Origin of the sequence: Dietzia sp. KRD202 (genome assembly GCF_017168155.1) — a bacterium.
GTDB classification, from domain to species: domain Bacteria; phylum Actinomycetota; class Actinomycetes; order Mycobacteriales; family Mycobacteriaceae; genus Dietzia; species Dietzia kunjamensis.
Window position 1 is genome coordinate 329,255 of sequence record NZ_JABFAN010000019.1, and the last position, 22,344, is coordinate 351,598.

Annotated in this window: 22 protein-coding genes and 1 tRNA gene; 16 read left to right on the plus strand and 7 right to left on the minus strand. The window is 71.9% G+C overall.

Annotation, left to right across the window (positions count from 1 at the left end):
- The 3 genes from J1M64_RS17240 to J1M64_RS17250 all read left to right on the plus strand — a co-directional run.
- Window positions 1–1,114 (plus strand): S1C family serine protease (locus J1M64_RS17240; RefSeq protein WP_206474928.1); only part of this gene is annotated, 1,114 nt, incomplete at its 5' end.
- A gap of 53 nt (window positions 1,115–1,167) precedes the next feature.
- Window positions 1,168–1,686, plus strand: a complete 519-nt coding sequence (locus tag J1M64_RS17245; RefSeq protein ID WP_200841576.1) for a molybdenum cofactor biosynthesis protein B — start codon at window positions 1,168–1,170, stop codon at window positions 1,684–1,686.
- On the plus strand, window positions 1,683–1,832 hold the full coding sequence (locus tag J1M64_RS17250) for a hypothetical protein (RefSeq protein ID WP_182636204.1): 150 nt from the start codon (window positions 1,683–1,685) through the stop codon (window positions 1,830–1,832). Before J1M64_RS17245 ends, J1M64_RS17250 begins: the two co-directional genes overlap by 4 nt.
- A gap of 106 nt (window positions 1,833–1,938) precedes the next feature.
- On the opposite strand, the gene mscL is transcribed toward J1M64_RS17250, so the two are convergent.
- The 4 genes from mscL to J1M64_RS17270 form a co-directional block, all read right to left on the minus strand.
- On the minus strand, window positions 1,939–2,367 hold the full coding sequence (gene mscL, locus J1M64_RS17255; RefSeq protein ID WP_206474929.1) for a large conductance mechanosensitive channel protein MscL: 429 nt from the start codon (window positions 2,365–2,367) through the stop codon (window positions 1,939–1,941).
- A 74-nt stretch (window positions 2,368–2,441) separates the two neighbouring features.
- On the minus strand, window positions 2,442–2,873 hold the full coding sequence (locus J1M64_RS17260) for a hypothetical protein (protein WP_241261747.1): 432 nt from the start codon (window positions 2,871–2,873) through the stop codon (window positions 2,442–2,444).
- A 238-nt stretch (window positions 2,874–3,111) separates the two neighbouring features.
- Window positions 3,112–3,492: an FmdB family zinc ribbon protein gene (locus J1M64_RS17265; protein ID WP_206474931.1), complete on the minus strand. Its 381-nt coding sequence runs from the start codon at window positions 3,490–3,492 to the stop codon at window positions 3,112–3,114.
- A 38-nt stretch (window positions 3,493–3,530) separates the two neighbouring features.
- On the minus strand, window positions 3,531–4,157 hold the full coding sequence (locus tag J1M64_RS17270) for a 5-formyltetrahydrofolate cyclo-ligase (RefSeq protein ID WP_206474932.1): 627 nt from the start codon (window positions 4,155–4,157) through the stop codon (window positions 3,531–3,533).
- Between the two features lie 64 nt (window positions 4,158–4,221).
- On the opposite strand from J1M64_RS17270, the gene J1M64_RS17275 reads away from it, so the two are divergent.
- From J1M64_RS17275 to J1M64_RS17315, 9 genes are all read left to right on the plus strand, one after another.
- The gene (locus tag J1M64_RS17275) at window positions 4,222–5,121 is read left to right on the plus strand and encodes a UTP--glucose-1-phosphate uridylyltransferase (protein ID WP_067713277.1); all 900 of its coding nucleotides are present in this window, start codon (window positions 4,222–4,224) and stop codon (window positions 5,119–5,121) included.
- A 64-nt stretch (window positions 5,122–5,185) separates the two neighbouring features.
- Window positions 5,186–6,445 (plus strand): gephyrin-like molybdotransferase Glp, encoded by a 1,260-nt coding sequence (glp, locus tag J1M64_RS17280; RefSeq protein WP_067713280.1) that lies wholly within the window; start codon window positions 5,186–5,188, stop codon window positions 6,443–6,445.
- A 13-nt stretch (window positions 6,446–6,458) separates the two neighbouring features.
- Complete coding sequence (locus J1M64_RS17285; RefSeq protein ID WP_206474933.1) at window positions 6,459–7,127, plus strand: GNAT family N-acetyltransferase; 669 nt, start codon at window positions 6,459–6,461, stop codon at window positions 7,125–7,127.
- 132 nt (window positions 7,128–7,259) lie between these two features.
- Window positions 7,260–8,516 (plus strand): gephyrin-like molybdotransferase receptor GlpR, encoded by a 1,257-nt coding sequence (gene glpR / locus J1M64_RS17290; protein WP_206474934.1) that lies wholly within the window; start codon window positions 7,260–7,262, stop codon window positions 8,514–8,516.
- Window positions 8,517–8,629: 113 nt separating this feature from the next.
- Window positions 8,630–8,702 (plus strand) — tRNA-Ala (locus J1M64_RS17295).
- A 108-nt stretch (window positions 8,703–8,810) separates the two neighbouring features.
- Window positions 8,811–10,064, plus strand: coding sequence for an alpha/beta hydrolase fold domain-containing protein (locus tag J1M64_RS17300; protein ID WP_206474935.1), 1,254 nt, complete (start codon window positions 8,811–8,813; stop codon window positions 10,062–10,064).
- Between the two features lie 200 nt (window positions 10,065–10,264).
- Entirely contained in the window at window positions 10,265–11,518 is a 1,254-nt protein-coding gene (locus tag J1M64_RS17305; protein ID WP_067713288.1) for an NADH:flavin oxidoreductase, read from the plus strand.
- Between the two features lie 108 nt (window positions 11,519–11,626).
- Complete coding sequence (locus J1M64_RS17310; protein ID WP_206474936.1) at window positions 11,627–12,490, plus strand: SDR family oxidoreductase; 864 nt, start codon at window positions 11,627–11,629, stop codon at window positions 12,488–12,490.
- A 5-nt stretch (window positions 12,491–12,495) separates the two neighbouring features.
- Window positions 12,496–12,894 (plus strand): DoxX family protein, encoded by a 399-nt coding sequence (locus tag J1M64_RS17315; RefSeq protein ID WP_206474937.1) that lies wholly within the window; start codon window positions 12,496–12,498, stop codon window positions 12,892–12,894.
- A gap of 37 nt (window positions 12,895–12,931) precedes the next feature.
- Here the strand turns inward: J1M64_RS17315 and J1M64_RS17320 are convergent, their stop codons facing one another.
- A complete protein-coding gene (locus J1M64_RS17320) occupies window positions 12,932–13,960 on the minus strand; it encodes a mechanosensitive ion channel family protein (protein ID WP_206475038.1) in 1,029 nt (342 codons plus the stop codon).
- Window positions 13,961–14,114: 154 nt separating this feature from the next.
- On the minus strand, window positions 14,115–15,626 hold the full coding sequence (locus J1M64_RS17325; protein ID WP_206474938.1) for a dolichyl-phosphate-mannose--protein mannosyltransferase: 1,512 nt from the start codon (window positions 15,624–15,626) through the stop codon (window positions 14,115–14,117).
- A 66-nt stretch (window positions 15,627–15,692) separates the two neighbouring features.
- Here J1M64_RS17325 and rsmI point away from each other — a divergent pair, with 66 nt between their 5' ends.
- Window positions 15,693–16,532, plus strand: a complete 840-nt coding sequence (rsmI, locus tag J1M64_RS17330; RefSeq protein ID WP_119192043.1) for a 16S rRNA (cytidine(1402)-2'-O)-methyltransferase — start codon at window positions 15,693–15,695, stop codon at window positions 16,530–16,532.
- A 13-nt stretch (window positions 16,533–16,545) separates the two neighbouring features.
- On the opposite strand, the gene J1M64_RS17335 is transcribed toward rsmI, so the two are convergent.
- Entirely contained in the window at window positions 16,546–17,763 is a 1,218-nt protein-coding gene (locus tag J1M64_RS17335; protein ID WP_206474939.1) for an aminodeoxychorismate synthase component I, read from the minus strand.
- Between the two features lie 99 nt (window positions 17,764–17,862).
- Here J1M64_RS17335 and J1M64_RS17340 point away from each other — a divergent pair, with 99 nt between their 5' ends.
- From J1M64_RS17340 to J1M64_RS17350, 3 genes are all read left to right on the plus strand, one after another.
- Window positions 17,863–19,437, plus strand: a complete 1,575-nt coding sequence (locus J1M64_RS17340; RefSeq protein ID WP_206474940.1) for a BCCT family transporter — start codon at window positions 17,863–17,865, stop codon at window positions 19,435–19,437.
- Window positions 19,438–19,516: 79 nt separating this feature from the next.
- Window positions 19,517–21,355 carry a methionine--tRNA ligase gene (gene metG, locus J1M64_RS17345; protein ID WP_206474941.1) on the plus strand — a complete coding sequence of 613 codons (1,839 nt, stop codon included), beginning with the start codon at window positions 19,517–19,519 and terminating at the stop codon, window positions 21,353–21,355.
- 9 nt (window positions 21,356–21,364) lie between these two features.
- Window positions 21,365–22,231, plus strand: a complete 867-nt coding sequence (locus tag J1M64_RS17350; protein ID WP_206474942.1) for a TatD family hydrolase — start codon at window positions 21,365–21,367, stop codon at window positions 22,229–22,231.
- The last annotated feature ends 113 nt before the right edge of the window (window positions 22,232–22,344 follow it).

The following is a 22,344-nucleotide window of genomic DNA, read 5'->3' on the forward strand; positions in this document are numbered from 1 at the left end:
CCACCCCGGGGCCGGGCCGGGTGTCGATCCTGGAACGCCGCCGGGACAACGGAAGTCGGGCCGGGGCCTGCTCGCGGCCGGCATCGTGGCCGCCATGCTCGTCTCGGGTGGGCTCGGTGGGTGGATCGGTGCGACGGTCGCCGGTGGATCCGCGGCGGGGTTGTCCTCGCCCATCAGCGCGACCCAACCCGAGGGGACGGCGCCCGACGGCACCGTCGAGGCGGTGGCGGACAAGGTGCTGCCGAGCGTCGTGTCGATCGACGTGCGTTCCCAGACGGGCCGCGGCGAGGGGTCCGGGGTGGTGTTGACCGCCGACGGCCTCATCATCACCAACAGCCACGTCATCGGCGCAGCTCAGGCCGGGGGCCAGATCCAGGTGCGCTTCGACGACGGCTCCAAGGCTCCCGCGAGCGTCGTCGGCACGGACCCGGCCACCGACATCGCGGTCATCAAGGCGGAGACCTCCCGCCCGCTCACCCCCATCGCCCTGGGCACCTCGGCGACGTTGACCGAGGGACAGGCCGTGGCCGCGGTGGGGTCGCCACTGGGGTTGTCGGGCACCGTCACGACCGGCATCGTCTCCGCGCTGAACCGCCCGGTGCGGGCCGGCGGCGCCCAGTCGGACCAGAGCACGGTGATCGACGCCATCCAGACCGATGCAGCCGTGAACCCGGGCAACTCGGGCGGCGCGTTGGTCAACATGAACGGCGAACTGGTCGGGATCAACTCGGCCATCGCGTCGTTGGGATCGGGCAATTCGGGATCGATCGGCCTGGGCTTCGCCATCCCGGTGGACCAGGCCCGGCGGATCGCCGACCAGCTGATCAAGCAGCAGTACGCGACCCGCGCGGTGCTCGGGGTCTCGGTCAGCGACTCGCCGGAGGGCGACGGCGCGCTGGTGCGTGCCGTCGAGCCGGGTGGGCCCGCCGAGCGCGCGGGGATCGAGCAGGGCGCGGTCATCACCGGGGTGGGGGAACGGCTCATCGAGGGCGGCGACGCGCTCGTCGCGGCCATCCGGTCCCAGGCACCGGGGGACACGGTGACCGTCACCTATGCTTCTCGTGAGGGCGATTCGCCGAACACCGTAGACGTGATGCTGGGAGAGGCCAGATGAGCACCAGATTTGACCCGCGGGCTCTGCCCGGAGGCCGCAAGCTCCCCACCGGTATGGACTTCGACCCCGCGGCCGTCGAGCCGGTCGAGCCGCAGATCGCCGGACGCGCCATGGTCGTGGTGGTGACCGACCGCCTCAACGAGCGGGAGGACTCCATCGGTCCGCTGGTCACGGAGCTCCTCGAGGAGGAGGGGTTCCTCGTCGGTGGTGTCGTGGGCGTGGCGTCGGACGAGGCGGAGGTGCGCAAGGCCCTCGAGACGGCGGTGGTCGGTGGATTCGACTTCGTCGTGACGGTGGGGGGCACCGGGGTCGGTCCCCGGGACATCACGCCCGAGGTCACCGAGGAGATCCTCGACCAGCGACTGCCCGGCATCGCCGAGGCCATCCGGTCGTCGGGTCTCACGGCCGGCGCGGTCGACTCGATCGTCTCGCGCGGCTACGTGGGGGTGTCCGGCAGCACGGTGGTCGCCAACCTCGCGCCGAGCCGCGCGGCCATCCGCGACGGGATGGCGACGCTATGCCCGCTCGTCTCGTACGTGGTGGCGCAGTTGTCCGCCTTCGACGAACTGTGACGGATCCGCGGCCGGTGGACCGGGCGCGACTCGACGAGGTGTTCGGGGAGACCCTGCCCGAGACGACCTCGGACGAGGCGCGCACCGCGGACAGTCGGATCGACGACGACTGGTGGCGCGATCAGCGTCCGCCGCATCACGGCTGACTCCACGGCGACGAAGCGCCACCGCCGGCAGACGCCGACGCCCCGCCGGCCATGACGGCGCCGACGGGGCGTGGGACGTAGACCGTGGAACGCGGACCGGAGTCGATCAGGCGTTGCTCGACGGACTGTCCGGCTCCGACGGGTGCGTGAGCGGGCGACCGGCGAGCAGGTCGCGGATCTCCACGAGGAGGTCGTTGTCCGAGGCGGGGGCCTCGATGCCCTTGCGCTTGGCGGCGGCCTCCTTCATCTTGTTCATCGGCCCGACCAGGACGAAGTAGATGATGGCCGCGATCAGCAGGAAGTTGATGATCGCGGTGATGAGCATCCCGAAGTCCATGACGGTCGCGGGATTGTTGTCCCGGAGTTGGACGGCGAAACCGATCTCGTTGTTCCCGCCCAGCAGAGCGATGAGCGGGTTGATGATCGCGCTGGTGAACGCGTCGACGATGGTGGCGAACGCGCTACCGATGACGACCGCGACCGCCAAGTCGATCACGTTGCCCTGCATGATGAATTCCTTGAATCCCTTGAGCATCGTGCGCCCCTTTCCCAGGCGGGTTCTTTCAGATCCGGCGACGATACCACCCGGCCAAGTCTCCTGACCTCATCTCAACCGTGGACCACGACGGCCAGCGGGGTCCCGGCGGCCGTCGCGGCGAGGCGGGCGGCGTCGGCCTCGGGGACCTCGACGAGGAGCGAGCGGGCGCCGGAGCGTCCCACGGGGGCGTCCCGTACCCGGGCGGCGTGGGCGGCGAGGGCGGGTGCCTGCCCCGGGGCGAGGTCGGCGGTGCCGACGAGGTCGACCAGGTCGCCGGGTCGGAGCAGGTCGGCCACGGTGGGGTCGGCGAGCGGGACGGGCACCACCCGGACCGGCCCGCGCGCGGGATCGTCGCCGGGCCCCGCGTCTGCGGCGGCCGGGGCGGTGGGGTCCGCCGGGTCCGGGGCACCGGATCGGTCCACGAACGGTGCGGCCACCACTAGCGCGGCCGCGAGCCCGATCCGAACCGCGCGGCGCCGCCGCCACCGCCCGGGTGTGGTCACCGAGGCGATGGTGCGGCGCATGGGGTCCCCCGTCGGTCGGTGCGCTCGACTCGAGCGCCGGGTCGGTGGGCACCGGGCGGGCCGGTGCCGTTCGATCAGACCGTAGCGGCGCGGCGGGGCGGCCATGCCGCTCCGGGCGCGCGGAGGTGCGACGCCTGTGGAGACGGCCGGGGGTGTGGATAACCGCGCGGGGAGAACCGGCGGGCGGTGCCCCGGCAGGTGACGACGACGGTGCCGGTTACGACGACGACGAGGTCGACGACCCCGAGGAGGAGCCCGAGCCGGTGGATGCGCCGGAGCCGGAGCCCGAGCCGGATCCCGAGGAACCGGACGTCGAGGAGCTGCTGTCCGACGAGCCGGAGCCCGAGGAACCGCTGCCGGACGAACTGCCGCCCGATCCCTTGCCGGCCGATCCCTTGCCGACCGAGCCGCTGTCGCCGGAGGCCCGGCTGTCGGTGCGGTAGAAGCCGGAGCCCTTGAAGACGACGCCGACCGTGTTGAAGAGCTTGCGTAGCGTGCCGTCGCACCGGGGGCAGACCGTCAGCGAGTCCTCGTCGAAGGACTGCTGGATGTCGAAGGCGACGTCGCAGTCGCGGCACCGGTAGGAGTAGGTGGGCATCGGGCCTCCCGAGGAGTATCGGATAACGCCTTGGCACTCTACTCCGGCGAGTGCCAAGTTCCGAAGTCGAGAACCGCCTCCGGGGTGATGACGCCGTCGACCGGCCGGTCGTGTGGCTCGGCGGGGACGTGGTCGACGACGTTCTCGGAGTCCAGCAGCGCGAGCATCCTCGTGTGCGGGCCGGTCAACGCGAGGGACCGGTCGTAGTAGCCACCGCCCCGGCCGAGCCGGTTCCCGGACCGGTCCACGGCGACGGCGGGGACGAGGACGAGATCGGCACCCGAGATGAACTCCGGCCCGGCGGGCGGGGCCGACGGGACGGGGATGCCGAACCGTCCCGGGACCAGGTCCGCCGGCCCCGCGTACGCCGCCCACTGCAACGGGCCGACCACCGGCGAGACCGGCAGGAACACCCGCGCACCGCACCGGGTGAGTTCCTCGGCCAGACCCCGTCCGCCGGCCTCGTCGTCGTCGGGGACGTACGCGCAGACCACCATCCCGGCGATGACGACGCCCCCCAGGCGCCCGAGGATCCTCCGGTCGCGCTCGGCGCGCACCGGCGCCGGCACCGCGGTCCGGCGATCGAGGACCTCGCGGCGCAACCGCGTCTTGGCGACCGAGAGGGCGACGGTCTCGTCGGTGCGATCGGGCCGGTCGGACTGCATGACCCCAGTCTGCCGCGCGTGGCGCCACCCCGAGGGGGCGGGTGCGAGGTCTAAGGTGGTCGCCATGACGTCCAGTACCTCTGTCGACCCGCAGTTCCGGACCGCCGTCGTGCCGGCGGCCGGCCTGGGGACCAGGTTCCTGCCCGCCACCAAGACGGTGCCCAAGGAACTGCTACCGGTCGTGGACACCCCGGGCATCGAGCTCATCGCCGAGGAGGCCACCGAGGCCGGCGCCGGGCGGCTCGCGATCGTCACCTCCGAGCGCAAGGTCGGCGTGATGGCGCACTTCTCCGAGGACCAGGTCCTCGAGGACACGCTGTCCGACCGCGGCAAGGACGTCCTGCTGCACAAGGTCCAGCGCGCCCCCGGCCTCATCGAGGTCGTGGACGTGCGCCAGGACGAGCCGCTGGGGCTCGGTCACGCGGTCGCGCAGGTGGAGTCGGTGCTCGGCGACGAGGAGAAGGCGGTGGCCGTGCTGCTGCCGGACGACCTCGTCCTGCCGTTCGGGATCCTCGGCCGGATGTCGGCGGTCCGCGCGGCCCGCGGCGGCAGCGTGCTGTGCGCGTTCGAGGTGGATCCGGAGGACGTGTCGTCCTACGGCGTGTTCCGCGTCGAGGACACCGATGACCCGTCGGTGAAGAAGGTGCTCGGCATGGTCGAGAAGCCCGCCGCCGAGGACGCTCCGTCCAACCTCGCCGCGGCCGGGCGGTACGTGCTCGACCGGGCGATCTTCGACGCGCTGCGCCGGATCGAGCCGGGCGCCGGCGGCGAGCTCCAGCTCACCGACGCGATCGACCTGCTCATCGGCGAGGGACATCCCGTGCACGTGGTGGTCCACGACGGTACGCGGCACGACCTGGGCAACCCGGGCGGCTACATCAAGGCCTGCGTGGACTTCGCGCTGGACAACCCGGCGTACGCGGACGATCTGCGCGAGTGGCTCTCGGACCGACTGGGTTCCTGACGAGCGCCGTAGGTGAGGCGGGCCCGCTCGGCGGGCGGTGACTGGTACGGGAAGGGGACACTGGGTGCGCTCCGTCGAGGAACAGCTGGCGCTGGTGACGGCGGCCGCGGTCGCCCCGCGCCCGGTCCGTGTGGCGATCTCCGAGGCGCAGGGTCTGTTGTGCGCCGAGGAGGTCGTGGCGGAACGGCCGCTGCCGGCGTTCGACCAGGCCGCCATCGACGGGTACGCGGTGCGCAGCGTCGACGTGCGCGCCGGCGGGTCCACCGCCCAGGGCGGGGACGGTCCGGCCGGACCGGCGACACTGCCCGTGGTCGGTCAGATCACCGCCGGATCCCGCCAGCCGACCCGCCTCCAGCCCGGCCAGACCGTCCGAGTGGACACCGGCGCGCCGCTGCCCACGCTCGCGGACGCGGTCCTGCCGATCGGATGGGCCACCGCCGACGGGCGTCACATCACCCCCTCCCGCGCCGTCCGCACCGGGGACTACGTCCGACGGGTCGGCGACGACGTCCAGCCCGGGGACGTGGCGGTGCGCGCGGGCAGCATCATCGGACCGGCGCAGGTCGGCCTGCTCGCCTCGGTCGGGCGGGCGAAGGTGCTGGTCCACCCCAAGCCGCGGATGGCGGTCATCTCCGTCGGCGACGAACTCGTCGACGTCGACGGCCGGCCCGGTACCGGACAGGTCTACGACGTCAACTCCTACGCCCTCACCGCGGCCGGCCGGGACGCCGGCGCCGACGTCCACCGCGTGGGCATCGCCAGTACCGAACCGTCCCGCCTGCGCGAGGTCCTCGAGGGTCAACTCGTGCGCAGCGAGCTCGTCGTGGTCTCGGGCGCCGCCGGCGGTGAGGCGACCACCCGCATCCGCCAGGTCATGGCCGAGCTCGGCCAGATCGAGGTCAACCGGGTGGCCATGCACCCCGGTTCGGTCCAGGGGTTCGGGCGGCTCGGACGCGACGAGGTCCCCACCTTCCTCCTGCCGTCCAACCCGGTGAGCGCCCTGGTGGTCTTCGAGATCATGGTCCGCCCCCTCATCCGGATCGCCCTCGGCAAGCGCCAGCCCATGCGCCGCACCGTCCGCGCACGGACCGTCGCGCCGATCTCGTCGGTCGAGGGTCGGCGCGGCTACCTGCGCGGACAACTGATGCGCGACACCGACACCGGCGAGTACCTGGTCCGCGCCCTCGGCGGCGCCCAGGGGTCGTCCACCCACCTGCTGGCCTCGCTGGCGGAGGCGAACTGCCTCGTCGTGATCGACCCCGGCGTCACCGCGGTGCGTACGGGTGACGAGGTCGACGTGATGTTCCTCGCCCAGCGCGGGTGACCGGGCCGGCGACGTGAGCGGACCGTGGAGCGCGTTCGCCGCCGACACGGTGACCCGCCCCGGGTGGCCGATCGAGGCCGGGCCGGTGCGGGTGCGCGCCGGGGTCGTGACCCTGCGCCCGGTCCGCCGCCGCGACGCCCGGGACTGGGCGGCGCTGCGGTTGTTCGAGCGGGACCACCTCGAACCGTGGGAGCCCACCGTCGAGGGGCGCTGGCACGAGAACAACTCCGCGCGCGCCTGGCCCCCCGTCCACGCCCAGCTCAAGCGTTACGCCCGCGCCGGCGCGAGCCTGCCCGCCGCCATCGAGTTGGACGGCCGCTTCTGCGGGCAGCTCACCGTGGGCGGGATCGTCCGCGGCGCGCTGCACTCCGGCTGGATCGGCTACTGGGTGGGGCGACCCTTCCTCGGTGGCGGGGTGGCCACCGCCGCCCTGGCGCTGGGGGTCGACCACGCGTTGGGCCCGGGAGCACTGCACCGGGTCGACGCCACCGTCCGGCCGGAGAACACCGCCAGCCGCGTGGTGCTGGACCGGTGCGGTTTCCGCGAGGAGGGGCTGCTGCGGCGCTACCTCCACGTCGACGGGGCGTGGCGCGATCATCTCCTGGTGGCGCGGACCCGCGAGGAGCACGGCCGGGGCGCCGTCGCGGCTCTGGTGCAGGCGGGTCTGGCGCGACGCGCGTGACCGCGCGTCTGAGTATGTCCTGAGCATCGTGACCTGCGGCGCGCCGTCACTGGACGGGGCTCGGGCCCCGATACGGTGGGGACCTCACCACGACGTCCCGTGTCGGGGTAGACGCTCGAGGAGGCCTGATCGATGTCGAGCTCGCTGCTGATCATCCTGCTGGTGGTGGTCTGGCTGTTCGTCCTCGCGCCGATGCTCATCCGGTCGCGGAATCCCATCCGCCGCACCGGTGACGCACTGGCCCAGACGCGCACGCTCTACTCCGGCGGTTCCGGCCGACTGGTACCCAGTCGTGGCCGTGCCGCCGCCGACCCGGTCCAGGCCGAGGACGAGGACTCCCTCTTCGGTCTGCCCTCCGGGGCGGGCGCGACGGACGCCGAGTTGCTCGACACCGAGACGTGGGAGCACCTGCTCGAGCAGACCCTGCGCCGTGAGGCCGCCGGCCGCCGGGGCGAGGCCGTCCGCCGGGCGATGGAGGAGCGGCGCGCCGCGTTGGCCGGGGACCCGGCCGCCGAGGAGGTCACCTCCGAGATCCCGACCGTCTCCGTGGCCGACGAGCAGGACCCGGTCCGGGCGGTCGCGTCGGTCGACGAGCGGTCCGCCTCGGCCGTGGGCGCCCGGGTCGGCGACCGCCGCTCGAACGGCATGGGTTCGAACGGCGTGGGCGCGGCGGCCGCGGACTCGGCGGCCGCGGACTCGGACGTGTCGGGCGCGGAGGCGGACGACGAGACCCGGCGACCGGTGGTCGTCGACGGCGAGCTCGTCGAGGGCACGGCGGGGGAGCGGACCGCGGCTCGGACCGATCATGCCGAGGACGCCGCGGGTATCGACGAGGAGGCCGTGCTCACCCATCGTGGGCGCCGACGCCCGGCCGAGCCCGAGGTCGAGCTCACCGACGCCGATCTGAGCTTCGCCGAGCGGCGGCGCGGGCGCGGGGCCTACGACCCGATGGCGGACCGCGAGGCCGCCGAGCAGCGGGCCCACGCGCGCCAGCGCACCGCGCTCATCCTCGTGGCGTTGTCCGTCGTCACCGTGATCGCCGCGCTGCTCACCGTGCCCGCCGTCTGGTGGTTCGCCGGAGGCTCCGTTCTGCTGCTCGCCGCCTACCTCACCTACCTGCGCCGCCAGGTCAAGCTCGAGGAGAGCCTGCGCCGGCGCCGCGTCGAGAGGATGCGTCGCGCCCGGCTCGGTGTGGAGTCCCGCGAGGACGACGAGCTGTCCGTGGTGCCGCCCCGCCTGCGGCGTCCCGGTGCGGTCGTGCTGGAGATCGACGACGAGGACCCGGCGTTCGACGTCCTCGATACGTTCGACGATCACCTGGACTCCGACCCCGGGCACCACGATCACCGGCGTCGGCAGCACGTACCGCTGCGGCGCGCGGTGGGCTGATCGACGGCCCGGTTTGGTCGGGGGGCCGACCATCCTGGTAAGGTATTCCACGCTGCTCGAGAGGGCGGCATCGTCGCCCGCGAGGGTGACAACGTCGCCCGCCAGGGCGGCGAGGGGCTATAGCGCAGTTGGTAGCGCGTCTCGTTCGCATCGAGAAGGTCAGGGGTTCGATTCCCCTTAGCTCCACCCAAGGACTACGAGTTCTCAAGGCCGTTTCCGCGCAAGCGGGGACGGCCTTTCCGCTTTGGGGTGAGTTGGCTTTGGGGTGAGTTGGCGCTGGGGTGAGCTGGGGCAGTGGCCGTTCACTCTTTCACCGTCGTCGCACGCTTCTCGGCCGAGCCCGGCGATGTGCTCTCCCTCGCCTCCGACGCCGCGCGGTGGCACGAGTGGGCGCCTGCGCTGTTGCGCGGGCTCGGCCGACGTCACCCCGGCCGCGTCACGGTGCGCGCGCTGCCCGGCGGCGGCGGCGAGCTCGAGTGGGAGTGCTCCATCCGGACGTCCGATCGGTTCGTCGGCACGGTAGTAGCCAGGGTCCTCGAGGCCCTCGTCGCCCTGCTGGCGCGTCGGGTGGTCACCGAGGCCGACCGGCGGATCACCCTCACCCGCAGGCCGAGCCTGCGGGCCCGCCTCCAACGCCTCGGTCTGCAGCTGGTCATCCGACCCGTGTTGACCGTCGCCCCGTTCGACGAGAGGTGGATCCGGGCGATGCGCGCGGTGGCCACCGGCGCGTCGCGGGCCACGGGATCCCGCCGGGTGGCCCGACCGGCCGACGGTGCTCCCGTCCCCGGGCTCTGGATCGACGGGCCGGCGGATGCCCCTGGGTTGCTCGTGTTGCACGGTGGTGGCTATGTCGCCGGCTCAGCGGACACGCACGCCACCATGGCGACCACGCTCGCCCGGCTGTCCGGATCGACCGCCTACGTCCCCGACTACCGACTCGCGCCCGAGCACCGGTACCCGGCCGCCCTCGACGACGCCGAGGTGGCGTTCCGTCATCTCGCCGAGCGTGTCGGTGGCGCAGCGCGGGTCGCCGTCGCCGGGGACTCCGCGGGCGGCGCCCTCGCCCTCGGGCTGCTCGACCGCCTCCGCCGCAGTGGGGAGCGCCCGGCCGCCCTGGCGTTGGTCAGCCCCTGGGTCGACCTGGCCGGGCGCACCGGCCCGGGGCGGCAGGCCGGCGCGGCCCGGTGGAGTGGCGCGTTCGACCCGCGCACGCCGCCGAGGCTGGCCCGCGCCTGTCGCGACGCCTATGCCGGGAACGTCCCGGTCGACGACCCGGGGGTCTCACCCGCCCGGCGCCCCCTCGACGCGTCGGCGCCACCGACCGCGATCGTGTGCGGCGGCGACGACTTCGTGGTCGACGACGTCCGCCGCTTCGTCGAGGCCAGTCGCTCGCGTGGCGCGACGATCGACCTGAGGGTCTGGCCCGGGATGATCCATTGCTTCCCGGTCGTGGCGGGCACCCCGGAGGGCGCCTCAGCGCTGGCCGTGCTCGCGGTCCACATCGGGAGCGCGGTCGGCGGTGCCTCGGATCCCCGACGGGAGGACTGATGGGATCGGGGATCGTGACGACCGCCTGCGGCGTATCTCTCGTGGAGATCGGTGCGGGCGTCTGAAGCGGGTAAGGCCAACCTATGGTCTGCAGGTGGCGGGCGGTAGCGCCGCCCGGCGTAGGGTGCCTGCGGCGAATCACGACAAATGCGCTGGCCAGACAGGGGACGGGGCGGGTGGAACAGGTTATAGTTCTGCTCATGAGTCTCGCCCCCGGAACACCCGCACCCGATGTTTTCAGCCCCGGCAAGATCGGCAACGTGACGCTGCGCAACCGCATCGTCAAGGCCGCGACCTTCGAGGGGCGCTGTCCCAAGGGGCGCATCACCGACGAGCTCATCGAGTTCCACGCCGAGTACGCGCGCGGCGGCGTGGGCATGACGACCGTGGCCTACCTCGCGACCTCCCCCGAGGGCCGCACCGACAAGCACCAATACCACTGGGGAATGGACGACGGTGGCATGCTGCGCAAGCTCACCGACGCCGTGCACGCCGAGGGCGCCGCGATCTCCGCCCAGGTCGGTCACGCCGGGGCCGTCGCCAACGGGTCGTCCAACGGGCTGCCCCCGCTCGGGCCGTCCCGGATCCCGGCGCCCACCGGCCTGGCGATCACCAAGGCGTGCACGGAGGCGGACATCGACCGGATCGTGTCCGACCACGTCCGCGCCGCCCGCGGTGCGTATGAGGCCGGTTTCGACGCCATCGAGGTGCACTTCGGTCACAACTACCTCGTCAGCGAGTTCCTCAGCCCCAAGCTCAACCGGCGCAAGGATTCCTACGGCGGATCGCTGGAGAACCGCGCCCGCTTCGCCCGCCGCATCGGCCGCGCCATCCGCGACGCCATGGGCGACAAGATCGCGGTGACGATCAAACTCAACATGGACGACGGCGTGCCCGGTGGGTTCTGGATCGACGAGGCCCGCCAGGTCGCCCAGTGGCTCGAGCAGGACGGCTCCGCCGACGCGCTGGTGATGACAGTCGGCAGCTCCCTGCTCAACCCCATCTACCTGTTCAAGGGCGCCGCGCCCCTGGAGGAGTTCGCCGCCACCCAGCCCGCGGTGATCAAGATGGGCATGAAGGTCGTGGGTCCGAAGATGTTCAAGGAGTACCCGTACACCGACGCGTACATGTTCGACGACGCCCGGCAGATCCGCGAGGCCGTGGACCTGCCGATGATGCTGCTCGGCGGGATCGTCGACCGGCCGTCCATCGACAAGGCGATGGGGGCCGGTTTCGAGTTCGTCGCCATGGGCCGTGGCCTGCTGCGTGAGCCCGACCTGCCCAACAAGCTCAAGGAGGACGACCGACGCCGGTCGCTCTGCGTGCACTGCAACCGTTGTATGGCCACCATCTACAGCGGCAGCCGCTGCGTGCTGCGCGAGTACGTCCCGCCGATCCCCGCCCGCGGCGGCCACGACACCCTCCAGGCGACGAGCCCCACGCCACCCGTGTAGAGCGGACGCGCCCGCCCGTCCCCGCCTCACGTGCCCCGTCGGGCCGCTACGGTGATCACATCGGGTGGCCCGCCGCTTTTCGATCCGGGCCCGGACGTGGGGGAGTAGATGTCGAGGCGACGGATCAAGAACTACCGGGGCAGGGTCTGTGTGGTGACCGGCGCGGCCAGTGGGATCGGTCGCGCGGCGGCCCTCCGGCTCGCGGGCGAGGGTGCGCGCCTGGTGCTCACCGACCTCAACGCCGAGGGGCTGGCCGCCGCCGAGCAGGCCTGCCGGGACGCCGGTGCGCCCGTGCTCGTCGCCGAGGCGCTCGATCTCACCGATCACGAGGCCGTGATGGCGTTCGGGGAGCGCGTCGTGGCCGACAGTGGTGCGCCCGACGCGATCTTCCACGTGGCCGGCAACTCGGCCTGGGGCCGCCCGGATCTGCTCGAGCACCGAGTCTGGCGGTCGATGGTCGAGGTCAATCTCATGGGCACCATCCACGTGGTCGAGGCATTCGTGCCCGCGATGATGACCGCCCGCAAGCCCGCCGCGCTCGTCCTGGTCTCGTCCGCCGCCGGTCTGCTCGGCCTGCCGTGGCACGCCGCCTACAGTGCCGCCAAGTTCGGGATCCGCGGCGTCGCCGAGGTCCTGCGCTTCGACCTGGCGCCGTACGACATCGGCGTGCACCTCGTCTGCCCCGGCGGCGTCGACACCCCGCTCGTGGAGACCGTCGAGATCGCGGGCGTCGACAGGTCCGATCCCGAGGTGGCCAGGACCGTCGACCAGTTCCGGCGCCACGCGGTGACCCCGGACCAGGCCGCCGAGAAGATGCTCGAGGGCGTGCGCAAGGGGCGCTACATCGTCTACACCTCCCCGGACGTCCGCATCGGCTTCGCCGCGCAGAAGTTCGCCCCGCCGTTGTACCGGCTCGCGATGATGGCACTCCACCGTCGGCTCGCCAAGGCCGGCCGGGGCATCCTCCCGTGAGGGGGATGGAGACCCTCCGGGACGCCGCGATCCTCCTGGCCCGTGTCGGGCTCGGGGTGGTGTTCGCGGCCCACGGATGGCAGAAGTTCTTCACCCTCGGCCTGGGCCGGGTGGCCGAGCAGTTCTCGAGCTACGGCATCCCGCAGCCGGCCGTCACCGCCGCGATCGTCGCCGGAGTGGAGTTGGTGGCCGGGGCCGCCCTCATCGCCGGGCTCCTCACCCCGCTCGCGGGCATCCTGCTCGGCGTGGATATGGCCGGCGCGTTCTACTTCGTCCACGCGACCAACGGCCCGTTCATCACGCAGAACGGCTGGGAACTCGTGGTGGCGCTCGGGGTGGGGGCGCTGCTCGTGGCGGCGGTCGGCGCCGGCCGGTTCAGCATCGACAGGGTGCTGGGCGGCTAGCGCCGACCGGGCGGGGACGGCTGTCGCCGCCCTGGCCTCACCCCGAGGCCATCGCGCGCATCGCGGACACCGGGAGGCCGTCCGGGTACGGGGCGTCGATGCCGGCCTCGTCGAAGGCGTTGCGGATGCGGCGCCGCAGCTCCCGCTCGGTGGCCCACTGGGTGTTGGCCTGCGTCACCGCGGTCATCCGCAGGGACCAGAAGTCCGCGTCCAGCGCGTTCACGCCCTGGAGTTCCGGGCCCGAGATGAGGTTCGAGGCGATCGGCTCCTCGGCCGCCGCCTGCCTGGCGGTTTCGATGGCCACGGTGCACGCCCGGTCGACGTCGGCGGTGTAGGACACGGGGATCTCGAGGAACGCCACGCCGAAGTCCTGGCTGTAGTTGCCGACGCGCTGGATGTCGCCGTTGCGGCAGTACCAGAGCGTCCCGTGCAGGTCCCGCAGTGAGGTGACGCGCAGTCCCACGTGCTCGACCGTGCCCTCGGCCTCGCCCAGGTCCACCCAGTCACCGACGCCGTACTGGTCCTCGAAAAGCATGAACAGTCCGGAGAGGAAGTCCCGGACGAGGGCCTGGGCGCCGAAGCCCAGGGCGACGCCGACGATCCCGGCGGACGCGATGAAGGGCGCCACGTTGACGCCGACGATGGCCAGCGTCTGCAGCACCACCCACACGAGCACGGCGAACGAGACGATCGACTTGAGCACCGACCCGATGGTGGCCATCCGCTGTGCCCGCCGTTCCGCGCGCCGGTGCTCGGTCCGCACGTGTTCCGCGGAGCGTCGTCGACTGTTCTTCTTCAGGCTCGCGGCGGTGAGACCGCCACTCTCGTCGGCGGTGACCTCACCGCGGTCGCCGTCGGGGTCGAGGTCGACCGTGTGCGCGCCGGCGCGCTGGTCGGCCCGTTCCTGTCGGCGGCGCCGCCACGAGGACGGGGACGCGTTCTTCGACGGGGCGGTGATCCGGTCGATGCCCCGGTGGAGCACCCACCGCACCAGCAGCGCCAGCACGAGGTACAGGGCGATCATGACCGGCTTCTCGACCAGCCACTGTTGGGTCACGTCGCTCATAGGGAGATCGGCGAAGGGAAGGGATAGCTCGTTCACTGCCGCGACGGTACTGACCGCACACCGTCGGCGACACCTCGTCCCCGGCCGCGGGGCGCGGGGATCAGGCGGCGCCGAGCCGGTGATCAGCGAGCGCTCAGCGTGGGGGAGCTCTCCGTCAGCGCCAGGAAGGTAGCCAGAGCTGGTGGCTCCACTCGGTCTGCGTGATGGGCATCCCCGAGAGGATGGGCAGCGCGTAGATGAAGTTCACCGCGACCAGCGCGAGGTACAGGCTGACGATCGCACGGCCGATGAGCTGCCGCCGGGGGGAGTCGGTGGCCCTGCCCGCGATCTCGCCCAGCACGAGCGCGATCATCATGACGAAGAACGGCGCCATGACCGAGGCGTAGAAGAAATACATCTGGCGGTCGTGCTGGAAGAACCACGGCAGATAGCCGGCCATGTAGCCCACCAGTGGGAACGCGTAGCGGCCGTCGCGGCAGATGACGGCGCGCCAGAACGCCCACGCCAGGACGGGGATGGCCAGCCACCAGATGGCGGGGGTGCCCAGGAGCATGATCGCGCGCACGCACGAGGTCTCCCCGCAGCCGGCGATGCCCTCGCCCTGTTCGACGTAGTAGAGCATCGGCCGCAGGCTCATGGGCCAGGTCCACGGCTTGGACTCCCAGGGGTGTCGGTTCCCGGCGGAGGTGGTCAGGGTGGAGTGGAAGTCCAGGACCGACGACTGGTAGTACAGCCACGACTGCACCGCGTCGGGCAGCCAGTTGTCCTCGACCTCGTCGCCGACGACGTGCCGGTACACGGAGTTCTCGTTCGCGAACCAGGGCAGCCAGGTGAACATGTGCAGGATCGCCGGCCAGAGGACGAGGGTGAGGAAGGCCGGCACCGCGTCGCGTAGCAGTGCGCCCGCGAGGGGGCGCTGGACCCCGTAACGGCTGCGCAGGGCCCAGTCCCACGCCACGGTCATCAGACCGAAGAAGGCGATGAAGTACAGGCCGGACCACTTGACCCCGAGGGCGAGGCCCAGCATGACGCCGGCTGTGAAGCGCCACCAGCGGAATCCCAGTCGCGGTCCCAGGCTCGACAGGTGGAGCCTGCCCTCGAGGGCGGTCCGGTGCATGCGGGCGCGCATCTGGTCGCGGTCCACCAACAGGGCGCCGGCGGCCGCGACGACGAAGAGCACCTGGTAGATGTCCAGCATGCCGATGCGGGAGGTCACGAAGCTGACGCCGTCGAGGCACAGCAGCAGCCCGGCGACGAGGCCGAGCTGGGTGGACCGGGTCAGGCGCCGGGTGATGCGCATGACCATGAGCACCACGAGCACCCCGGCCAGGGCCGCGGTGAACCGCCAGCCCAGGGGGGAGTAGTCGAAGAGCATGCCGCCGATGGACTGGATCTGCTTGGCGACGGGCGGGTGGACGACCAGGCCGTAGGCGGGATTCTCCTCGATGCCGAGCTGGGCGACGTTGTACGACTGCGGTGCGTAGTGCTTCTCGTCGAAGACCGGGGTGCCCTTGTCCGTGGCCGAGGTCAGGCCCCAGAAGCGGGAGAGGAACGCCAGGACCAGGATGACGCCGGTGGCGATCAGGTCGCGGGTCGTGTCGACCGGGCCGGTGTCGGGGGCGGGCAGCGGGCGTCCTGGTGAGCGCACGCCGATGGTCGAGGTCACAGGCAGAGCATAGTGGGGACCGTGCGCCGGGCGGGGATGCGCCCGGCCACCGATAGGGTGGTCGTCATGACGTCCGGACGTGTCGTGTTGGCGGCCACCCCCATCGGGAACCCGGCTGACGCCTCGGATCGGCTGCGGCAGGTCCTGGCGACCGCCGACATCGTGGCCGCGGAGGACACCCGCCGGCTGCGTTCCCTCTCGACGGCCCTCGGGGTGACCATCGGGGGGCGGGTGATGAGTTTCTTCGAGCACAACGAGGCCGGTCGCGTGCCCCAGTTGATCGAGCGGGTCCGCGCCGGGGACGTGGTGGCGGTGGTGACCGACGCCGGGATGCCGGCGGTGTCGGACCCGGGGTACTCGCTGGTCGTGGCGTGCATCGAGGCCGGGCTCCCGGTGACGTGTCTCCCGGGTCCGTCGGCGGTCACCACCGCGTTGGTGCTCAGCGGGCTGCCGGTCGACCGCTTCTGCTTCGACGGGTTCCCGCCGCGGCGCCCGGGCCGACGCCGGACGTGGCTGGCCCGGCTGGCGGCGGAGGAGCGCACGTGTGTGTTCTTCGAGTCCCCGCACCGCCTGGCCGACACGCTCGCCGAGGCGGCGCAGGTCCTGGGCGCGGACCGCCGGGCGGCGGTGTGCCGGGAGTTGACCAAGACCTACGAGGAGGTCCTGCGCGGGACCCTGGGTGAGCTGGCCGAGCGGACCGCCGGCGGCGTGCTGGGGGAGATCGTCGTGGTGGTCGAGGGTGCCGACGCCGCCGGGTCGACCGCCACCCTCGAGGACCTCGTGGAGGTCGTCGAGGAGCGGGTCGAGGCGGGGGAGCGGCTCAAGGACGCCTGCGCCGCCGTGGCCGAGGGGTCGGCGGTGACCAAGCGGGACCTCTACCAGGCCGTGCTCGACTCACGCGCCTGAGGGGCGGGGCGGCTCAGAGCCAGGGCGCGGGCCCGCCGCCCCAGGTGAACGCCGCCTTGTGCACGCATTCGTCCCATTCGGCGTCCGGGTCGGAGTCGATGGTGATCCCGCCGCCCACCCCGAGTTCGCAGCGGCCGTCCGGCGCCACCTCGAGGGTGCGGATGGCCACCGCCAGGTCGAGGGTGTCGGCGGTCGCGAACCCGTAGGTGCCGCAGTGCAGGCCGCGGGACCGCGGCTCCCAGCCGGCGATGAGTTCCCGGGCACGTTGCTTGGGGGTCCCGGTGACCGACGCGGGCGGGAAGGTGGCGGCCACAAGGGCGTCGTGGTCCACCGAGGTCCGCGCCGTGACGGTGGAGACCAGGTGGTGGACGCCGGGCGCGGGACGGACGGCGAGCAGGTCGGACACCCTCACCGAACCCACGTCCGCCACACGTCCGAGGTCGTTGCGTGCGAGGTCGACGATCATGATGTTCTCCGCGACGTCCTTGGCGGAGGCGAGGAGCTCGGCGGGGTCGCGGTCGGCGGGCACCGTGCCCTTGATGGGGCTGGTGCGGACGTCGTCGCCGGTGCGCACGAGGAACTCCTCGGGCGAGAAGGCCAGCACCGCGCCCCACTCGCCCTCGAGGTACGCCGACCGCGCGGCGGGGGCGCGGCGGGCCAGGGAGAGGAAGGTCTCGAGCGGGTCCGAGCGGAGCCTGCCGTCGAGGCGCGTGCTCAGGCAGGTCTGGTAGACCTCGCCGGCGCGGATCGCCTCGAGGCAGTCCACCACGGCACGTCTGTGCGCGCGACGGTCGGGGGCGGCCCAGGTGAGGGGGATGCCGACCTCGTCGTCGTCGCCAACGCCCTCGTCGTCACCGGCGCCCCCGGATGACGGCGGCCCGTACCGTCGGACCACCTCGTGCGGGTCGGGGGCGGTGCCGTCGCCCCGCCACCGGCCGTCGGGGGCGAGCGTGAGCCTGCCGGTGGCCGTGCCGCGGACCGCCGCGGGCAGGAGGGGGGCGTCGTCCGGTACGTGGTCGGGGAAGGAGCGGAACCCGACGACGACGAGGTCGCCGGCCACCGAGAAGACCTGCTCGGGCCGGGTCGGCCGCAGGTCCACGGACGGGATGATCACCGCAGGGGAATCGCGCCAGTCGCCGAGGAACGCCGCCGGGGGACCGATCCCGAGGGCCCGCGACCGCTCGTGGAGGGCGCGGAGGAGCGCCGGCACGGTGGGGGTGGAATCGGGCACCGTCCGATCGTGCCACCCCGGGGCGTCGAACCCACGCCAGGGTCCGATAAGCGCGTTATTATCTTGCGCTCACCTTGGATTGTTGACAGGGTTCGACGTATGCCAAAGTCACGAGAGAAAGCTTTCGACGCGTCGAATGACGGCCCAGAGGACCCTGTGCGCGGGCCCCGTCCGGGCGTCGACTTCACGGTCCTCGTGCCCACCACGATCATCGCGCTCATCGTGGTGCTCTGGGGCTCGTTCTACACGAATTCGTTCGAGAACGCCGCCGGTGAGGCGTTCTCGTTGGTGGTGGACACGGTGGGATGGCTGTTCATCCTCGTCTCGACCACAGTCGTGGTCTACGCGATCTACCTGGCCCTGTCCCGGTTCGGCGGCATCCGCCTGGGCGGTGACGACGAGAAGCCGGAATTCTCCACGCGGTCGTGGATCGCCATGATGTTCGCCGCGGGTATGGGCATCGGGCTGATGTTCTACGGCGTGTCCGAGCCGCTCACCCACTTCCAGGAGCCGCCGCCGGGGCAGGAGCAGCAGTACGACGTGGCCATGGCCACGACGACGTTCCACTGGACCCTGCACCCGTGGTCGATGTACGCGATCGTCGGGCTCGCGCTCGCGTTGGCCGCCTACCGCTTCAAGCGCGGCCACCTCATCTCCCAGGCCTTCGTCCCGCTCATCGGCGAGAAGCGGGCCGCGGGGTGGATGGGGAGAGTCCTCGACATCGCGACCATCCTCGCGACGATCTTCGGCACCGCCGCCTCGCTCGGCCTGGGCGCCCTGCAGATCCGCGCCGGGCTCAACGAGACCGGCGCGGTCAGCGGTGGCGGCATCGCCCTGGTCGTGGGCGTCATCGTGGTCCTGGGCCTGGTGTTCCTCGCCTCGGCTGCCTCCGGGATCAGCCGCGGCATCCAGCTGCTGTCGAACATCAACCTCATCCTGGCGGTGTCGCTCGCGCTGTTCGTGGCGATCTTCTCCGGCGCGCTGTTCTTCATGCTCGACCTCATCCCCACCACGATCGGCACCTACTTCTCGAACTTCTTCGACATGGCCTCGCGCACCGCGGTGAGCGAGAACGGTGAGGCCGCCGAATGGCTCTCCGGGTGGACGGTCTTCTACTGGGCGTGGTGGATCTCCTGGTCGCCGTTCGTGGGCATGTTCCTGGCACGTATCAGCCGTGGGCGCACCGTGCGCGAGTTCATCATCGGCGTGGTCCTGATCCCCAGCACCCTGTCGGTGATCTGGTTCTCCATCTTCGGAGGCTTCGCGCTTTATCTCGAGGAGGCCGGACGCAGCGTCTTCGGCGACGGGGCACTCGAGCCGCAGCTGTTCAACCTGCTCCGCGAGCTGCCGCTCGCGCCCGTGCTCATGGTGGTGGCGATGGTCCTCATCGCCATCTTCTTCATCACCTCCGCGGACTCGGCGTCGATCGTCATGGGCGGAATGGCCCAGCGCGGCGTGGAGGAGCCGACCCGCTGGCTCGTCATGCTCATGGGATCGTTCACCGCCGCCGTGGCGATCATCATGTTGGTGGCCGGTGACGGTGGCGGCGACGCCCTGTCGAGCCTGCAGAACATGACGATCATCGCCGCCTCGCCGTTCGTACTGGTGCTGATCGCGCTGTGCGTGTCCATCCACAAATCGCTCTCGCGAGATCCCGCGGCCGAGGCGGCCTGACGCGACCCCGGGGGCGCGCCGGGCGTGCGGGTGTACGCCCGGCACGGCCCCCGCGGACGTGACCACTAGTCTGTAGCCCATGGCGAAGACAGTCCTGACCGCGGTCGCATGGCCGTACGCGAACGGCCCCCGGCACATCGGACACGTCTCGGGGTTCGGGGTGCCGTCGGACGTCTTCTCGCGCTACCAGCGGATGGCCGGCAACGACGTCCTCATGGTCTCGGGTACGGACGAGCACGGCACGCCGCTGCTCGTGCAGGCCGAGAAGGAGGGCGTGCCGGTCCAGGAGCTCGCGGACCGCTACAACCGCGTCATCGTGGACGACCTCGCCGGCCTCGGCCTGAGCTACGACCTGTTCACCCGCACCACCACGCGGAACCACTACGCGGTGGTGCAGGAGCTGTTCCGGGGCCTGCGCGCCAACGGCTACATGGTCGCCAAGACCACCACCGGTGCGGTGAGCCCGTCCACCGGGCGGACCCTGCCGGACCGCTACATCGAGGGCACCTGCCCCATCTGCGGTGACGACGGCGCCCGCGGCGACCAGTGCGACAACTGTGGCAACCAGCTCGACCCGGCCGACCTGAAGAACCCGGTCTCCAAGATCAACGGCGAGACCCCGAAGTTCATCGAGACCGAGCACTGGTTCCTCGACCTGCCTGCGCTCGCGGACTCGCTGGGGGACTGGCTCAAGGGGCGGAAGGACTGGCGACCCAACGTCCTCAAGTTCTCGCTCAACCTGCTCGAGGACCTGCGTCCGCGCGCGATGAGCCGCGACATCGACTGGGGGATCCCCATCCCGGTGGAGGGGTGGCAGAATCGCGGCGACAAGAAGCTCTACGTGTGGTTCGACGCCGTGGTCGGCTACCTGTCCGCCTCCATCGAGTGGGCGTGGCGCTCCGGCGAGCCCGAGGCGTGGCGGCGCTGGTGGACCGACCCCGAGGCCGTGTCCCACTACTTCATGGGCAAGGACAACATCACCTTCCACTCCCAGATCTGGCCGGCCGAGCTCATCGGCTACGACGGCCGGGGTGCCCACGGCGGCGAGCCCGGGGCGCTGGGCGCACTGAACCTGCCCACCGAGGTGGTCTCGTCCGAGTTCCTCACCATGTCCGGGTCCAAGTTCTCGTCCTCGCGCGGCGTGGTGATCTACGTGCGCGACTTCCTGGCCGAGTTCGGCCCCGACGCGCTGCGCTACTTCATCTCGGTCGCGGGCCCGGAGAACCACGACACCGACTTCACCTGGGACGAGTACGTGCGTCGCACCAACTCCGAGCTGGTCGGCGGCTGGGGCAACCTCGTCAACCGCACCGTGTCGATGGCGCACAAGAACTTCGGCGAGATCCCGCGGCCCGGCACCCTGTCCGACATCGACGCCGAGCTGCTGCGCGAGGCGGAGTCGGCCTTCGCCACCGTCGGCGCGCACCTCGAGCGCTCGCGGTTCAAGGCCGGCGCCACCGAGGCCATGCGCATCGTCGGCGCGGCCAACCGTTACATCGCCGCCACCGAGCCGTGGAAGCTGGCCAAGGAGCCCGACCAGCGCGAGCGCCTGGGCACCGTCCTGCACACCGCGCTGCAGGTCGTCTCAGACGCCAACACGCTGCTCACCCCGTACCTGCCGTCGGCCGCGCAGCAGATCCACGGAGCGATCGGCGGGCAGGGTGTGTGGGCCGCCGCCCCGCAGGTGCACGAGGTCACCGACGACATGCCGGTCGAGCTCGTCGGAGAGGGGCTGCCCGACGCCGGCCGCAGCTACCCGGTGATCATGGGTGACTACGCCGCCGAGCAGGCCCGGTGGGCGCGCACCCAGATCACCCCGGGCACCCCGCTGGCCAAGCCCAGCCCGCTGTTCGCCAAGGTCGACCCCGAGCTGGCGGAGACCGGCCCCAGCTGGGCGCCGATCCAGCAAGAGGACTGAGGCGACCGTATGGGTAAGCGCAAACCCCGGCCCACCCCCGTCCTGCCCGAGTCGCTACCCGGGCTCGTCGACGCGCACACGCACCTCTACTCCTGCGGTCACCGCACCGCCGACGAGGTTCGCGCCGCCGCCGACCGCGCCGCACTCGCCGGGGTCGCGGCCCTGGTCACGGTGGGCGACGACCTGGCCGAGTCCGAGGCCGTCGTGGCCGCCGCCGACGCCGACGAGCGGGTGTACGCCGCCGTGGCCGTGCACCCCACCCGGGCCGCCGAGATCACCGACCCCGAGCGCGGCGAGCAGGTGCGGGCGCGCCTGCGCGAGCTCGCCGCCCACCCGCGGGTCGTCGCGGTGGGGGAGACCGGCCTCGACCACTACTGGGTGGGGAAGATGGACGGCTGCGCCGACCCGGCCGAGCAGGAGGAGTCGCTGCGCTGGCACGCCGTGCTCGCCGCCGACCTGGGCAAATGCCTGATGATCCACAATCGCGAGGCCGATGACGACCTGCTGCGTGTGCTCGCGGAGGTCGCCGGACCGGGCTCGGGCATCCCGCACGTGATGCTCCACTGCTTCTCCTCGCCGCTGGAGGTGGCGCGAGAGGCGCTGGACCGCGGCTACGTGCTGTCCTTCACCGGCAACGTCACGTTCAAGGCCAACGACCACCTGCGCGAGGCGGCCCGCCTGGCCCCGGCCGGGCAGCTGCTCGTGGAGACCGATGCCCCGTACATGGCTCCCGAGCCGTTCCGGGGCGCCCGCAACGAGCCCGGCCTGGTGGGCTACACGGCTCGGGCGATCGCCGAGGTCCGGGGGCAGACGCCGGAGGACTTCGTGTCTGAGGTCGCGGACACCGCCCGCGCCGTGTTCGGCCTGACCGTCTGACGGGCGGGCCCGCCCGGGCCGACAACCGGTGTGGCGCGTGGTACTCGTGAGGTCCGAGGTGCGAATGTAACGAAACGTGACCTGAATACCTCGTCGTCGTCGGCTCGTTCCCG

Coding starts and splice junctions, on each gene's coding strand:
- J1M64_RS17245 (WP_200841576.1), top strand. CDS start 1,168: ATGGACTTCGACCCCGCGGCCGTCGAGCCGGTCGAGCCGCAGATCGCC.
- mscL (WP_206474929.1), bottom strand. CDS start 2,367: ATGCTCAAGGGATTCAAGGAATTCATCATGCAGGGCAACGTGATCGAC.
- J1M64_RS17265 (WP_206474931.1), bottom strand. CDS start 3,492: ATGCCCACCTACTCCTACCGGTGCCGCGACTGCGACGTCGCCTTCGAC.
- J1M64_RS17270 (WP_206474932.1), bottom strand. CDS start 4,157: ATGCAGTCCGACCGGCCCGATCGCACCGACGAGACCGTCGCCCTCTCG.
- J1M64_RS17275 (WP_067713277.1), top strand. CDS start 4,222: ATGACGTCCAGTACCTCTGTCGACCCGCAGTTCCGGACCGCCGTCGTG.
- glpR (WP_206474934.1), top strand. CDS start 7,260: ATGTCGAGCTCGCTGCTGATCATCCTGCTGGTGGTGGTCTGGCTGTTC.
- J1M64_RS17305 (WP_067713288.1), top strand. CDS start 10,265: ATGAGTCTCGCCCCCGGAACACCCGCACCCGATGTTTTCAGCCCCGGC.
- J1M64_RS17310 (WP_206474936.1), top strand. CDS start 11,627: ATGTCGAGGCGACGGATCAAGAACTACCGGGGCAGGGTCTGTGTGGTG.
- J1M64_RS17315 (WP_206474937.1), top strand. CDS start 12,496: ATGGAGACCCTCCGGGACGCCGCGATCCTCCTGGCCCGTGTCGGGCTC.
- J1M64_RS17320 (WP_206475038.1), bottom strand. CDS start 13,960: ATGAGCGACGTGACCCAACAGTGGCTGGTCGAGAAGCCGGTCATGATC.
- rsmI (WP_119192043.1), top strand. CDS start 15,693: ATGACGTCCGGACGTGTCGTGTTGGCGGCCACCCCCATCGGGAACCCG.
- J1M64_RS17340 (WP_206474940.1), top strand. CDS start 17,863: ATGCCAAAGTCACGAGAGAAAGCTTTCGACGCGTCGAATGACGGCCCA.
- metG (WP_206474941.1), top strand. CDS start 19,517: ATGGCGAAGACAGTCCTGACCGCGGTCGCATGGCCGTACGCGAACGGC.
- J1M64_RS17350 (WP_206474942.1), top strand. CDS start 21,365: ATGGGTAAGCGCAAACCCCGGCCCACCCCCGTCCTGCCCGAGTCGCTA.